The organism is Ruegeria sp. AU67 (assembly GCF_900312795.1).
In the GTDB taxonomy this organism is placed as follows: Bacteria; Pseudomonadota; Alphaproteobacteria; order Rhodobacterales; family Rhodobacteraceae; genus Ruegeria; species Ruegeria atlantica.
On sequence record NZ_OMPH01000040.1, the window covers coordinates 53,117 to 66,346 of the forward strand.

Consider the following 13,230-nt stretch of genomic DNA (forward strand, 5'->3'; position numbering starts at 1 on the left):
AAATGGGGTGGGCGTTGTTCGTTTTAGGCATCGGCCATTCAATAAAATTGAATGGAGACGAACTAAAATGACTAAAAACCAGCTTTATCTTTCGGACAAACAGGTCGCTGACCGCTTCGCCGTAGCACGCCCGACTGTGTGGCGTTGGCATCGCGGAGACCCGACATTCCCGAGAGCGGTCAAGCTTTCGCCCGGATGCACACGTTTCAAAGCTGATGAGATCGACAAGTGGGCCACCTCACGAGGCGAGGCTGCGTAATGGGCCGCGATAAGCGAAACGAACAGCGTACAGAGCACTGGACCAAATTGGTGCGCAATATGATGGAAACGCCTGCTTGGCAGGCACTTTCACCCATCGCACAGGCGCTATATCCGTGGCTGAGGCTGGAATGGCGCGGCCCCCAGAATAACAATAACGGCGAGATCAGCCTCAGTGTTCGTCAAGCTGCTGACCGGATGGGTTGCTCCACCGATGCCGCAGCAAGAGCCTTTCATGACCTACAAGCAAAAGGTTTCATCTGTGTCACCAAATCCGGCGTGCTTGGCTGTGAAGGTTATGGAAAATCGACTGAGTATGAGCTGACCGAACTAGAGTTGCCGCACGACGCCAAGCGAGGCGGGAGGCGGCTCTACAAGGAGTGGACGAAAGATCGAGAATTTCCGATTCATAAGTCGCGGCGGAACAATCTGAGTGGCGCAAATGGAAAATTAAAAACCTATCATCAAAATGATGACAGTACCGTCATAGAAATGAGGACGGCTCAATCAAGACCGTCATCAAAATGAGGACAGGCTGTCATCAAAATGAGGACGTTTTGGGCAATTTTGAGAACTCGACCGTCCTAGATATCATGACAACCTTATCTACCAAGGGGGTACTGGTCTCAGCGCACTATTGGTACGGGCGTTTCTCTGCATCTTTTTACAGATCGGCCAAGAGTGCGCGATCGGTCCCATTGGCGCGGTTCTCGGAGGCTCTAGGGGCGTGGGGCTTATGCGTTTTCGCAGTACACAGAACTGCGTTCAACGAGGCGAAGTAACGGGAGCATAAAATGACACGAAACAACGTTGGAAGAACGTACACTGATGAAACCGGGAAATTTGCTGCTGGCAATCCCGGACGACCTAAAGGTTCGCGGAACAAATACTTGCTAGCAGTTGAGAGCCTGCTGGAAGATGAGGCAGAAGGGTTGGCCCGCAAAGCCATTGAACTCGCTCTCAAAGGTGACACCACCGCAATGCGCCTTTGTCTAGAACGCATCGCCCCGCCAAAAAAAGACTCTGCTGTCAGCTTTGACCTCCCACTCATGAATAGCGCCCGGGACGCCGCCGCGTCCGCTCAGGCTGTTCTGCGGGCTGTTTCCCAAGGCGATGTAACTCCACTTGAAGGCGCTGCAGTCATGAACCTCGTAGAGGGCTTTAGACGTGTGCTGGAGCTTTCCGAATATGAGGACCGGATCAATGCGCTAGAGCGTGCCGTAAAGTTGGGTGTTACATGAATAGAATTCCGCCCATGGTCTACGAAAGTCTAACCCCGGACCAGCGCGTCGTTGCATGTGTCGAGGCTCTTTCACGTGGCGACGATAATGAAAGACTTCGCTTGATCCGCAGCTGTCCCAAATTAACGTATGTCCAAACCGACGTTCGTTTTTCAGAAGCGATGGAAGGATTGATGTGCTTGGCCATGGCTGTTGAGGCGGATCTGAAAGAACATGTTCTCAGGTTCCTTTTTTTCGCTGGTGTCGATCCCGAGATTTCAGGCAGCTTTCTCCAAGACTTTGCGAATGTTCGAGCAGCTTGGAGGATGGCTTTGACTTCAATGGGTATTGATGAAGAGGCTATGGCGTCGGCAGGTCCGCCAACAAGTCCAGTATTTGAACTCATTGAGGTTCTATTACCGAAGCCCGACTTCAAGACGTCGGAGATATTGTCGGCCGAAATGTTGGATTACCTCGTCCAATAGAAATTCAACTCTGCAATGGAGCCGATTGGTTGCAATCGCCTTCTAAGCTACCAATGAGAAAACGCTTGATATCAACAACTTCTACCTCCTAAATCCAGCTTGTCGATCAAGCCGAAATTCCACTCAGCGCTCTAAGAACATGTACATTGCGAAACCGGAATGCTGGTCGACTTGAATTGGGCGGCGGTTCCAAAAATCGCGCAGAACTTCTGCGTGCGGGTGACCATAGCTGTGACTGGGATCAGAGCTGAATACACTAATTACAGGCGATGCCGCAGCTGCCAGACCGTCATACCAGTTCGCACGCGCACCGTGATGGGGCACCTGAAAGACACTCGTTCGAACTGCCCTGCGGCGATCAAGGTATTGTTCCAATGCGTCCCACTTGGAAACGCCGCTCAGATTGCCATCTCCGGTAAGCATGATTGAAGCCTTCGTTTCGTGTTCTTGCCAGCAATCGCGATGGCCGAGAAAGCGATGGAGGCGACATTCGCAGTAGCGATGCCCGCGCCACGTGCCGATCGCCCCACCATAGAGCGTCAGGCTGACATCATTCATGGCCGTCTTGCCGAACGTCGCTTCGTAAAGGCCCCGCAGACTTTTCAGCGCGGCTTTGCGGTCAATGTCGTTCCTGCTCAACAGCGCCTGTCGATGGGGTGTAACCTGCGCTTCAAAGCCTGTCGGATCAGACGGGCGCGTATCAGGATCGTTATAGGGAATGAACTCCCAAACGCCAAAGACGGGAATTGCCTGACCGGGCCTCAACATGCGCACGCGTCGATCCCCGTGATCGTATGTCAGGTCCAAATCGCCATATGGCACTGTATCCCCCGGCCCAGACACCTTGTCGGTGTCATCTAGGTCTTCTGGTGGTTCAGGCTCAAAGGTTGGTTCGGTGGAAAACGGCGGGCCATCGCCGTCAGAGGGCATGACGAATAAAACTCGTTCAAAGCCGTCACCAGCCTCTTGGATCAAGTATTGGACTGGATCGACGAAGAACAGCATCTCGGCGTCATCTGCCCGCAAGCCTTGGTCAAAGCCGATCAGCAGACGATGCCAGAGCGGAGCCCATGGTAACATGACCGTCTTGGCGCCGATCGCTTTCAGCAAGTCGACCACGCCGCTGATGTGGTCATTGTGGAAATGCGATATCGTCAGAAGGTCAATCTTCTGACCACCGCAATCGCTTTTCAGATCAGTGATGGCGTTGGTGACAAGGCGCTTCGCCGTCGAGCTGCCGCAGTCATAAACCCAACGATAGGGCGATTGTACGGGCGGCTTTTCATAACCCTCGATCTCAATTCTGCGCCGCCTTGGCGGGGGTGGCCAGAACTCTATCGAACCCGCCGCAAACAGACCTTGGCCTACGGGGAAGAATTTATGAACCGCTCGGATTTCGGTCACTCGGCGGCTTCCAGTTCTTTTTCTGTTGGGTTCAACGCCTCGTGAAGGAGGGCTTCGAGGAGGTGGGTGCGGGTGGTGTCGGCGGATGTTAGGGCGGCGTCCAACCAGTCGCAGAGGGCTAGGAGGGCGTCGACTTTGGCCACGATGCGGTGTTGCTCGGCGAGGGGTGGGATCGGGATGGGCAGAGCCCTAAGAGTTCCGAGGTTAAGGCCCTTGTATGCAATGCCCCGTAAGTTGCCTTGGATATGATCCCAGAAGAACGGTGAAAGCATCAAATAGACGATATAGCGTGCCGACATTTGATTAGAGACTGGGATAACCGCGACTTCACGTGCGATGTTGTATCCAGCCATCTTCTTCGGGACTTCTGCAACTCCTCCCAAAGTTCCGCGGATGTTGATTAAAACCTCCCCACCCACGAGCCTCGTTCGGATGTATTGGGCTTCGATGTCTTCTTGGACCTTCCGAACTTTACGTTCGTCGATGAAGCCCGGTCGCACATCGCTGCAACGAAGTGTTGGAATGCCTCCAGACTTGGGCTCAGCTCCCAACTTGATAACGCCATACGAGATTTCTCGATCGCGCATTAAAGTGTCCTGCACGCTCGCGCTCGCCCATCCTTCAGGCAGGACAAAAGGGAGATCGGGGGCCACGACTTTCGCGGAGCGCATTTTATTTTTATCGGCGCCAATTTTCACCAAGAGGTCCGACGCTGGTTCATCCTCTGCATTCTGCTCCACCAGCTTCCCACGGACAGCTAGGTTTAGGATGGTTTGGCGGAGGGATTTGACTTGGTCGGGGCGGGACGTGATAGCGGGGAGGGTGTCGAGGGCAAAGCGGGCGTGGGCGGGGAAATCCTCGGGTGTGGTGTCGGGGGCGGTCAGGCGGGCGAGGCTGGCGGCGGTGAGCTTGTTGCGCGTCTCTTCGCGGGCCTTGCGGGCCTCCTCCAACCGATCACAAAGCGCCATGAGCTCATCAACCTTCGCCACGATCCGATGCTGCTCGGCAAGGGGGGGGAGCGGAACTGCGAGTTGCTCCATTTTCTCCTTGGTCATATGGATCATCGAAATGCCGTGTCCGGCATCTTTGATTTCGCGAGTTTTCTGCAGGAGATAAAGGTAGATATATTGTTTGCTAAGGTCGGCGTCACTGAACAGCGGCAGCTTCCAGATGTGGTAATGGTAAATCGCTCTTGGCCCGCTCCAAATGAAAGGCCCAAACGACGCCGACCAAGCGTAGATTAGATCACCCGCGTCGCAGTATTTGTCTTCATCCAAAGATAAGTCTGAGTAATACCAGTGGTTTGAGGTGAAGAGGTTCCCGACGCGCAGTACGGGAGTGCCTTCCGAGAGCAACTCAGTTTTCTTGAAGGCACGCCCATTCACCACCCGTAATAACTCAGACAGAGGCGCTTGCTCCCATCCTTCGGGCAAATCAAAGGAAATCTCGGTCAATGTAGGGTCGACCAGTTTTTTCTTTCCTTTTCTACCCTTGGTGGGGGTTTGGGAGCGGAAGTTCGAGATGCGGGTTAATTGCATATGCGCGGGTTCATCCGTTGCATCCTGCTCTACCAGCTTCCCACGTATCGCCAAATCCAGCACAAAACGCCGGAGCCGCGTGATGGCGTCCGGCGCTTCGCTGATCCGCTCGTAAACCTCCAAAAGGAGTTTAGCATTCATGGCTTTGCGAACTCCTCAAAGGTCGGGCCGTTCTTGAGGCGGAATTCGACCTCGTAGGATTTGAACGACACAGAGGGCATGACTTCTAGCGCGTAGTGCAGTTGCGAATCGCCCTCAGTGGCGACGACAAGGCCGCCCACCGTTTCACCGGTTTCAACCAAATGCTTTTGCACCCAACCCATATAGCGGAGCACCTGACCGACAACCGCGTCCGAGGATTTCTCTCGCTTGAGTTCAATGACCAGCCAGCGTGGGTCGCGTTTGTGTTTGGCCAACAGGTCGATGCGCCCGATAGAGGTGCGGAATTCATATCCGGCCTCGGGCTCTCCGTCACGGGTGTAGATGTCCCACTCCTGCGCGAGGTCCAGCATGTCCCAATTGTCGAACATGTAGTCATGTAAATGCCGTTCCAGCGCAAAGCGGGTGGTCTTGGTGTTTGGTGTTCCGGTTGGCTCATCAGCGAAGGCCATGCCCGGCTGATCCGGGTCTTCGTCTTCGGCATCCGAATGCAAAAACCACCAAACCGCATCGAGGGTCCAGAGATCGACTTCGAGTACGTCAGCAAGGCGCAACAAGACCTCGTTCACAGCAGCGTAGCGTTCGCCAAAGCTGGCCCCGCGTGGGGTTTGCGGCAGGAGGCAGAGTTCAAGCAGCCCGTCGTGGGAGGTGTTGTTCCAGACGCCGTATTGGTCCGGATAGGCGACATGCAAGATCGCGGTGATGATCCCCTTGCCCATGCCTTTGATATCGGTGACAGGCTGCATCCGGTCCGCGATTGGGCGGGTTTCGTCGACCAGATGAGCAAGGGCCGCACGGGTTGTCGGCATGTCACCACAGACGCGGTTGACCTGACGATTCAGGCCGGACCAGTGGTGATTGTTTTCGAAGTAGAGAAAAGATCGCAAAACATCTTCGTCGATGGTGCCGATGGTACCCGGTTGGAAAACGGGGCTGTAACGCGCCAGAACCTCGTCCTTGGCCTCCAGAATTTCACGTGTGTCTTCGCGGTCCAGCATTGCAGCTTTGGCGGCCCGAAGACGTCCCATGGCATTTTCGGGAATAGATTGCGTTGTCATCGTGTGAGCGCCTCGGTCAAGATCGCTTTGAGCTCGGCACGCAGGCTTTCGACCGATGCTTCGGTCTTGTTAAGATCATTCAGCAGAGTTTCCGGGTCGCCGTGGTCATCCTCGACCACATGCGGGTTCTTGATGTCGAGGTTGAAGCCACGCTCGCGGATCGCGTCGATGGAGACTTTCCAAGCCTGCTCGTTTTCCACGCGTCCCTCACGCGCAACCCCACCCCACCATGCGGCGCAATCATCCAGATGCTCAAGCTTGATGGGCCGGGTCATGGAATAGGCTTTTTGCCCCTCTGGCACGCGGTGCTCCCAATACCAGACGTCCTGCGTTGGCGCGCCCTTTTCGAAGAACAGCAGGTTCGTGCCGATAGAGGCGTAGGGTTTGAACACAGAGTTGGGCAGGCGCACGATGGTGTGCAGATTGCATTCCTCCAACAGGTGTTCCTTGAGCCGGGTCTTGATCCCCTCTCCGAACAGCGAACCGTCCGGCAGCACCACGGCGGCGCGGCCACCGGGTTTGAGCAGGCGGATGATCAGGGCAAGAAAAAGATCGGCGGTTTCGCGGGTCTTAAAGGTCGGAAAGTTGGACTCGATTCCGTCTTCTTCTTTGCCGCCAAAGGGCGGGTTGGTCAGAACGATGTCGACACGTTCATCGCGGGTCCAACTGACCAGCGGACGGGCCAGCGTGTTGTCGTGGCGAACGAAGTCCGGTTCCTCGACACCGTTTAGCAGCATGTTGGTAACGCAAAGCATGTGGGGCAGTGGTTTCTTTTCAACAGCTCGCAGGGCGTCTTGCATCGTCGCTTCATGCTCCGGGCGTTTGACGTATTTCTCGCGCATGTGGCGCATCGCACAGGTTAGAAAGCCACCAGTACCACAGGCTGGGTCAAACATGATTTCACCGGGGTTCGGGTCGATCTGTTGCACCATAAAAGCGGTGACCGCGCGCGGGGTGTAGTATTCGCCCGCGTTGCCCGCGTTTTGCAGGTCGTTGAGGATTTGTTCGTAGATATCGCCGAAGTGCTGGCGTTCGGTCAGATTGTTGAAATCTACCTCGTTGATCTTGTTGACCATCTGCCGCATCAGCTGGCCGGATTTCATGTAGTTGTAGGCATCCTCGAACACATCGCGGACGACCTTAGCGCGGGGTCCCGCGTTGGTGGGCAAGGATTTCAGCTCGGGGAATAAGGTGTTGTTGACGAAATCCAACAGCGTGTCACCTGTGATCCCTTCAGGGTCTGCGGCCCAAGCGCGCCATTGCAGGGCATCGGGGATGGGTGAGGTGTAGTCGTCTTTGGTTAGTTCGAGCTCTTGATCCTGATCGTCGATGATCTTGAGGAAGAACATCCAGCATAGCTGGCTTATGCGCTGGGCATCACCATCGACGCCAGTGTCTTTGCGCATGATATCCTGAATGGATTTAACGAGGGTACGGACGGACATGTTTTTCTTACTCGATTTCTGATTTTATTTTTTGAGTTAGCGATAGAAGCGGGTCTGAAGCCCCAGAAGGATAGATTGCATCGCGCTCAACTAATGGAAAAGCCTGACTCTTTTGCCAAAAAAGTTTTGGGTTGAATACAAACTTGGCAACAATACGCTTTCCAAAATCAAGCTCGTGGTTCTCGTAATGCTGCTTTTGTCCAAGACTTGCCAGCTCTGGATACTCGCTAAGCAAGAATCCCTCTTGGAGATGTGGACGCATCGCCTCTGGAGGGCAAACGCTCGAAAGTCGTATGACTTCAAGCCCAGCATCGTCATGCGCAGTTATAGCGCCACTAATATGTGGAACTCCAAGAACATAAACAAATGCTTGTTCAGATGATTTGTCAGTCGCGAAGGATGCCGCGATACGGAGCGACTGAGTCACATCAAGTAAGGGAGTACCACAAACCTCATAGTGCTGCAGGATTGACCAACGAAGTGCCTGATGGCGCGCAATTCGATCCCTGCCTGTAAGAGTGTACCGCTTCATCAACAAGCCTTCCGCACGAAGCAACTTTTCATAGGCTTGTGAACTGCGACTTTCTCTAAGCAACGTAGGTCTTAGCGACGTGTTTCGCTGCTTGTTTCTGTAATCTTTTCTTTGCCCCCTGAACAGGAATACTAAATCGCGATTGCGAAACTGGAGCTCTGCGACCTTTCTAGCAAGGTCCACGTAACTTTTTACTAGGTGACCAGTATCCTTTCGCACTCTAGTGTTTGAAGCAATTTCAGCGTGCTCAGATACTTCAAGAAATGAATAAATCTGTTTTGATCCAATGGTTTCCATTAGGCCCTGCCAACATATAATTCGGATTGTAGATGATTGACGGCCTGCTTGAACTCAGATTTTCCTCCGAATGCGTGGACCAGTTGAACCACACTACCCATCTCGTTAATGGGCGCGATCTTTAGGACGCTAAGATCGTCGGGGTCCATGACTCCTTCGTCAGCATATTTTTCCAGTAAGGCTTCAAGAACGGCTTTCGCCTGCGGCCCATATTTGGTGAAAACATCGCGTTTTTTTACACTTTCGGCCCGCTCACGCCGGGTCAAAGGTTTTGCATCAAAGGCGACGTGGCAGATCATATCGAAGGGGTCGAGATCTTTGCCCAGTTCGTCCGCAATCGCGTCGAGCGGCAATCCCTCTGCTTCGAGTTCTTCGAATACAGCCTGTCTGCGCCCTTCGCCGTTCCAGCGCTTGAGGAAATCATCAAGGCTCGCAAACTGGCGCCGGAGGGCTTTGCGGGTGTAGTCACGCAAAGATTCTGTCACCAACTTGCCGTTTTCGTCGAGGTATTCGATGCGTTCAGCGACGATAACCGCCCCAACCCCATCTACGTAAACCTTACGGTTGGGCCCGCCGCCTGTGGTACCGCCGAACGGATCAACAGGATCGATCGGATCGATCAGAACAGTTTCATCACTCCCGGGCTCAGGCAACAGTGGCTCCCCCTCATCGTCAGTTTGTGGGGCATCATCAGGAGGAGTAATCGGATCATCAGGACCGGGCTGGTAAATTTGAACCGGCTCACCGTCGAATTCCGGGTCGGCAAAGTGGCTGGTCGACCCCCGGAAATCCATGACCGTGAAGAACAACTTTTGGGTATCCTCGTGTACTCGGGTGCCGCGACCAACAATCTGCTTGAACTCAGTCATGGAACCAACTTCTCGATCGAGTACGATCAGACGACATGTCTGCGCGTCGACACCGGTTGATAAAAGCCGGGATGTCGTCACAATCACCGGATAAGGTGCTTCAGGATCGATAAAGTTCCCCAGTTGGTCCAGCCCGTCTTTATCACTCCCGGTGATACGCATGACATAGCGATGGTTTTGCTCAACCATATCAGCGTTCTCGTTGATCAGAGCCTGCCGCATTCGCGCTGCGTGTTCCTGATCGACACAGAAAACGATGGTCTTGGCCATCCGGTCGCCGCTTTGCTTTAGGAACTCTGTCACCTTTCGCGCGACCAACTTGGTTCGATCGTCGAGGACCAGCGTGCGGTCGAAATCCTTGCTGTTGTAAATACGATCTTCAACTTCTTCGCCATCGCGATCCAACTGACCTTGGACTGGGCGGTAACCCTGCACGTCCCGGTCGATGTGAACTTTGATCACTTTATATGGCGCCAGAAATCCGTCGCGAATGCCCTGTTTTAGGGAATAGCTGTAAACCGGTGCGCCGAAGTAATCGATGTTCGAAGCGTACTCGGTCTCCTTTGGTGTCGCAGTCAGGCCGATCTGGGTCGCCGAAGTGAAGTGGTCAAGGATTTCACGCCATGCGGAATCGTCAGCAGCACTGCCTCGGTGGCACTCATCGATTACGATCAAGTCAAAGAAGTCCTGCGAGAACTCTTTGTAAAGCTTCTGACTTTCATCTGGACCGGTAATAGCTTGGTAAAGGCCGAGATAGATTTCATAGGAAGTGTCGATCCTGCGGCGCTTGTCTAAAGCGAGCGTCAAATCGGTAGAGGTGCCGTCGGCACGCTCAATCGTTTTCGCTTGAGTCGATAGCTTAGCCATATTGCCCGCAAACGGCCGGAAGTCGTTCACCATGGTTTGGTCTATCAACACATTGCGATCAGCTAGGAAAAGGATGCGCTTTTTCTGACCCGCTTTCCACAGCCTCCAAATAATCTGAAACGCGGTGTATGTCTTGCCTGTGCCGGTAGCCATCACCAACAGAACCCGATCTTGTCCCTTGGCGATCGCCTCGATCGCTGTGTTCACAGCGTTTACTTGGTAGTAACGCGGGGTTTTGCCGCTGCCATCGTCGAAATAGTCTTGAAGGGCAACCGCCGACGCATCGTCCGACAAGCCCTTCCACTGGCGATACCGTGCCCAAAGTTCCGCAGGCGAAGGAAATTGATCCAAAGTTAGCGTAACCTCCGGACTTGGACTCAGGCCTGTTCGATCATGAAAAACAAAACCGTCGCCGTTGGAAGAAAACACAAACGGAATTCCGAGTGTTTCTGCGTATTCCAAACCTTGCTGCAACCCAGCGCCAATTGCTTGCGTATTTTCTTTTGCCTCAATTACCGCAATCGGAATGTTCGGTTTGACCGAAAGAACATAGTCAGCGCGTTTCCCTTTCCCGCGACTGACCAGCTTTCCCCTGACGATAATTCTGCCCTTCGTGAAGCTGACTTCTTCCCGGATTTGGTTAATTTCATCCCAACCCGACTTACGCAGCGCGGGTGTAATGAACTTTGTACAAATATCACGTTCACTTAGTGATCGTTTATCCATGAGGTTGTTCCCCGAAGCCGCGAAACGCTACAAGAGTAGCAAATCGAATAATTCTTTTGTTTTTTGCACCTTAGACGGGATGTCGGGCGCCCGGCAACAAACAATGACTGCGCCACTTTGCCCCCGTGCCAAGCCCCAAGAAGCTACAGGTTACAGAAGTCACTTCCAGTACGGACAACACCGTTATTTCAACAACTTCGCGGTCTCTGAGGAAGCGGTGCACCTAGTCTCGGCCGTTTTACATGTGCTTATAGAGTACGCCAGTAGCGTTGGCTCATATCAAAAAACGCCCAGCCAAGTCCGCACAGTTCTATGACTGCGCGGGAGCAAGTGTGTGAACTTTGGAAATACATTAGACGAAACATCGGGAACTCAGTGCCGGAACTTGTAGTCCGCGATTACAGGCTAAGGCCCCCGTGGGCGGTGTCGGGGCAGGCTATACAATAGATTGGGCAAGACTGCGGGCTATTTTCAGGTTGGCACGTATTTTGGCATGTAATCTGATGCCAACATATAATTATTATTTAATAACAATATCTTATAAGATATTGTGGCGGAGACGAAGGGATTCGAACCCTCGAGACCCTTCCGGGCCTACTCCCTTAGCAGGGGAGCGCCTTCGACCACTCGGCCACGTCTCCGCTGGCGGGTATATCCTTGCATGTCGACCAGATACAAGACGATTTTGATCGAGCGCGATATTTTTCTGAAATCGATTGCGTCGATGTTGTTGGGATGCATTTGCTTGGCGAAAGCGCTGCCCCATCTGTTCCCGGAAGCAAATTGGAACTATGAGGAGCGTCACCGCGACGTTAGCCCGGTTCGTCAGCTTCAATTGCCGCTCGCATGAGAAACAGCGTCGCCGGGTCCAGATCATTTTGAGCCATGATAGCCTCAAAGTTTGGGTTCAGTGCGTCGGTGTCCCAGTGCCGGACAGCCAGAGCAACCCAGATCGCAACCGTGCTGTCTTTGTTCAACTGATGCCTAAACACATCCAGTATCCGGGGTCGCAAATCGGGATAGGTCGTTCCGCCATCGGCCAGACTGCGGATCAGGAATCGCTTTTCGTCAGCAGTGCGTTCAGACCGCTCCAGCGACTTTTCAATTTCAAGTATTGCCTGATTACCATCCACTGCGATACCCGCCAAACCCCAGTCGTACAGGTTGAGGCCTCCATTGCGAAGCGCGCTTTGATAGCCAAGCCTTACGCGTTCTTTGGCCTTTGGATCCGACTGGAGACCCAACAATCGGATAAGTGCCGGTGCGTAAGCTAGACGATTGGGATTGCGCAGGTCCTGCAATAATTGGGCGATTGGCACGGCATCGGTCAGGTGGGTCAAAAGCCAATAGGGCGCGCGATGGATTTCGATCAACGCCGTGTTGCGCAACAGGCGATCTTCATGTGTGAGATAGGCACTAAAAAAGGCAATCTGCGCCGCGCGATCCGGCGCGCCAGTGGCCCAACCCTGCCCTTCGGCACGCAGTGTTTCAAGGAAGTGGGTCCGATCCGGTGTCATCAAGAACCCCTTGGTCCAACCGCTGGGCAGGCTGCGACCGGCCTTGTCCTGATACCCCGTCCCGTAGACCATCAAAACCGTTCTGTCCGGATTCGCACGAAAGGCGGATCGCATGACGCTGTCGACCAGGAAAGGTATTTCGGGCAAAGCCTCAACCTGTTCCGGCGTGCCTTTCAAAACCGAAACGGGGGTGAACCTGAAAGGGTTGTCTGGTGATGGTGCCGCCAGCACGATCACACGAGCAGAAAGAATCCGGTCCGCCAGAGAATATTCCGGAAGCTCAACGCAGACGCCGCAGGCTTGAGCCGGGCGGGACTGGAAGCCCACGCAAAGCGCGAGTACCGCAAGCATTTGCAAGACGCGCCACATGGATCACGCTCCGTCTAAAAGCACCCCAGCCTGAATGCGGGCTTTCGGGTTTCCTGATCATGTTATCCAAAAACTGGCTATTCGGCGAATGGTTTGCAATTTGCGGGCTGCACCGGTTGCACATAGCCGGAGCACTTACATCAGGTCGTTTTCCACATCCTCAGCCGAGATGCCCAGTGCATCCAAGCCATTTTCAAGGTGATCCGACAAGTGCGGCGTACCAATCAGGTAGTCCGCGCAAGGGGTCGAAGCCTCGGACTTGGCGGTTGCGATGGCCTCAGGCAGATCTTCGGCGAAAAAGCTTTCGCGCCCGACCCACATGACAGCCACCAGTTCGGCCTGTTCGTCCTCGCTCATCCGGTCGATGAAGGCGCGCAATTCGCCCTCGGCGCGACCCAACTCGCGCCCCATCATCGCAACCTGAGCGATTTTCCTTGGCGAAATTTCCATCATGACCCAGCTCCTCGTATTCGCGGTTTCAATAAT

At 53.9% G+C, this 13,230-nt stretch carries 12 protein-coding genes and 1 tRNA gene; 4 read left to right on the top strand and 9 right to left on the bottom strand.

The window, feature by feature from the left end; all coding sequences use genetic code 11:
- The first annotated feature begins 67 nt into the window (after positions 1 to 67).
- The 4 genes from DK510_RS23660 to DK510_RS19690 all read left to right on the top strand — a co-directional run bounded on the left by DK510_RS23660 (position 68) and on the right by DK510_RS19690 (position 1,963).
- On the top strand, positions 68 to 259 hold the full coding sequence (locus tag DK510_RS23660; protein ID WP_109313550.1) for an AlpA family phage regulatory protein: 192 nt from the start codon (positions 68 to 70) through the stop codon (positions 257 to 259).
- Positions 259 to 786 carry a hypothetical protein gene (locus tag DK510_RS19675; protein WP_109313551.1) on the top strand — a complete coding sequence of 176 codons (528 nt, stop codon included), beginning with the start codon at positions 259 to 261 and terminating at the stop codon, positions 784 to 786. The genes DK510_RS23660 and DK510_RS19675 overlap by 1 nt, the downstream gene beginning before the upstream one ends.
- A 266-nt stretch (positions 787 to 1,052) precedes the next feature.
- Positions 1,053 to 1,499 carry a DUF5681 domain-containing protein gene (locus DK510_RS19685; RefSeq protein ID WP_109313553.1) on the top strand — a complete coding sequence of 149 codons (447 nt, stop codon included), beginning with the start codon at positions 1,053 to 1,055 and terminating at the stop codon, positions 1,497 to 1,499.
- Between the two features lie 14 nt (positions 1,500 to 1,513).
- A complete protein-coding gene (locus DK510_RS19690) occupies positions 1,514 to 1,963 on the top strand; it encodes a hypothetical protein (RefSeq protein ID WP_160116574.1) in 450 nt (149 codons plus the stop codon).
- A gap of 123 nt (positions 1,964 to 2,086) precedes the next feature.
- On the opposite strand, the gene DK510_RS19695 is transcribed toward DK510_RS19690, so the two are convergent.
- The 9 genes from DK510_RS19695 to DK510_RS19735 form a co-directional block, all read right to left on the bottom strand.
- A complete protein-coding gene (locus tag DK510_RS19695; RefSeq protein ID WP_160116575.1) occupies positions 2,087 to 3,367 on the bottom strand; it encodes an MBL fold metallo-hydrolase in 1,281 nt (426 codons plus the stop codon).
- A complete protein-coding gene (locus DK510_RS19700; protein ID WP_109313556.1) occupies positions 3,364 to 5,046 on the bottom strand; it encodes a restriction endonuclease subunit S in 1,683 nt (560 codons plus the stop codon). Before DK510_RS19700 ends, DK510_RS19695 begins: the two co-directional genes overlap by 4 nt.
- The gene (locus tag DK510_RS19705) at positions 5,043 to 6,122 is read right to left on the bottom strand and encodes an endonuclease NucS domain-containing protein (protein WP_109313557.1); all 1,080 of its coding nucleotides are present in this window, start codon (positions 6,120 to 6,122) and stop codon (positions 5,043 to 5,045) included. The genes DK510_RS19700 and DK510_RS19705 overlap by 4 nt, the downstream gene beginning before the upstream one ends.
- Positions 6,119 to 7,567 carry a class I SAM-dependent DNA methyltransferase gene (locus DK510_RS19710; RefSeq protein ID WP_109313558.1) on the bottom strand — a complete coding sequence of 483 codons (1,449 nt, stop codon included), beginning with the start codon at positions 7,565 to 7,567 and terminating at the stop codon, positions 6,119 to 6,121. The genes DK510_RS19705 and DK510_RS19710 overlap by 4 nt, the downstream gene beginning before the upstream one ends.
- A 7-nt stretch (positions 7,568 to 7,574) precedes the next feature.
- Positions 7,575 to 8,396 carry an FRG domain-containing protein gene (locus tag DK510_RS19715; RefSeq protein WP_109313559.1) on the bottom strand — a complete coding sequence of 274 codons (822 nt, stop codon included), beginning with the start codon at positions 8,394 to 8,396 and terminating at the stop codon, positions 7,575 to 7,577.
- Positions 8,396 to 10,858 (bottom strand): EcoAI/FtnUII family type I restriction enzme subunit R, encoded by a 2,463-nt coding sequence (gene hsdR, locus DK510_RS19720; RefSeq protein WP_109313560.1) that lies wholly within the window; start codon positions 10,856 to 10,858, stop codon positions 8,396 to 8,398. Before hsdR ends, DK510_RS19715 begins: the two co-directional genes overlap by 1 nt.
- A gap of 551 nt (positions 10,859 to 11,409) precedes the next feature.
- Positions 11,410 to 11,499: transfer RNA gene (locus DK510_RS19725), tRNA-Ser, on the bottom strand.
- A 171-nt stretch (positions 11,500 to 11,670) separates the two neighbouring features.
- On the bottom strand, positions 11,671 to 12,744 hold the full coding sequence (locus DK510_RS19730) for a hypothetical protein (RefSeq protein ID WP_109313561.1): 1,074 nt from the start codon (positions 12,742 to 12,744) through the stop codon (positions 11,671 to 11,673).
- A 135-nt stretch (positions 12,745 to 12,879) separates the two neighbouring features.
- Positions 12,880 to 13,197, bottom strand: a complete 318-nt coding sequence (locus DK510_RS19735; protein WP_058275224.1) for a DUF3775 domain-containing protein — start codon at positions 13,195 to 13,197, stop codon at positions 12,880 to 12,882.
- Positions 13,198 to 13,230: the final 33 nt, after the last annotated feature.

Excerpts from the sequence above, each read along its gene's own strand:
- DK510_RS23660 (WP_109313550.1), top strand. The coding sequence starts at position 68 with ATGACTAAAAACCAGCTTTATCTTTCGGACAAACAGGTCGCTGACCGC.
- DK510_RS19675 (WP_109313551.1), top strand. The coding sequence starts at position 259 with ATGGGCCGCGATAAGCGAAACGAACAGCGTACAGAGCACTGGACCAAA.
- DK510_RS19685 (WP_109313553.1), top strand. The coding sequence starts at position 1,053 with ATGACACGAAACAACGTTGGAAGAACGTACACTGATGAAACCGGGAAA.
- DK510_RS19690 (WP_160116574.1), top strand. The coding sequence starts at position 1,514 with ATGGTCTACGAAAGTCTAACCCCGGACCAGCGCGTCGTTGCATGTGTC.
- DK510_RS19700 (WP_109313556.1), bottom strand. The coding sequence starts at position 5,046 with ATGAATGCTAAACTCCTTTTGGAGGTTTACGAGCGGATCAGCGAAGCG.
- DK510_RS19705 (WP_109313557.1), bottom strand. The coding sequence starts at position 6,122 with ATGACAACGCAATCTATTCCCGAAAATGCCATGGGACGTCTTCGGGCC.
- DK510_RS19710 (WP_109313558.1), bottom strand. The coding sequence starts at position 7,567 with ATGTCCGTCCGTACCCTCGTTAAATCCATTCAGGATATCATGCGCAAA.
- DK510_RS19715 (WP_109313559.1), bottom strand. The coding sequence starts at position 8,396 with ATGGAAACCATTGGATCAAAACAGATTTATTCATTTCTTGAAGTATCT.
- hsdR (WP_109313560.1), bottom strand. The coding sequence starts at position 10,858 with ATGGATAAACGATCACTAAGTGAACGTGATATTTGTACAAAGTTCATT.
- DK510_RS19730 (WP_109313561.1), bottom strand. The coding sequence starts at position 12,744 with ATGTGGCGCGTCTTGCAAATGCTTGCGGTACTCGCGCTTTGCGTGGGC.
- DK510_RS19735 (WP_058275224.1), bottom strand. The coding sequence starts at position 13,197 with ATGATGGAAATTTCGCCAAGGAAAATCGCTCAGGTTGCGATGATGGGG.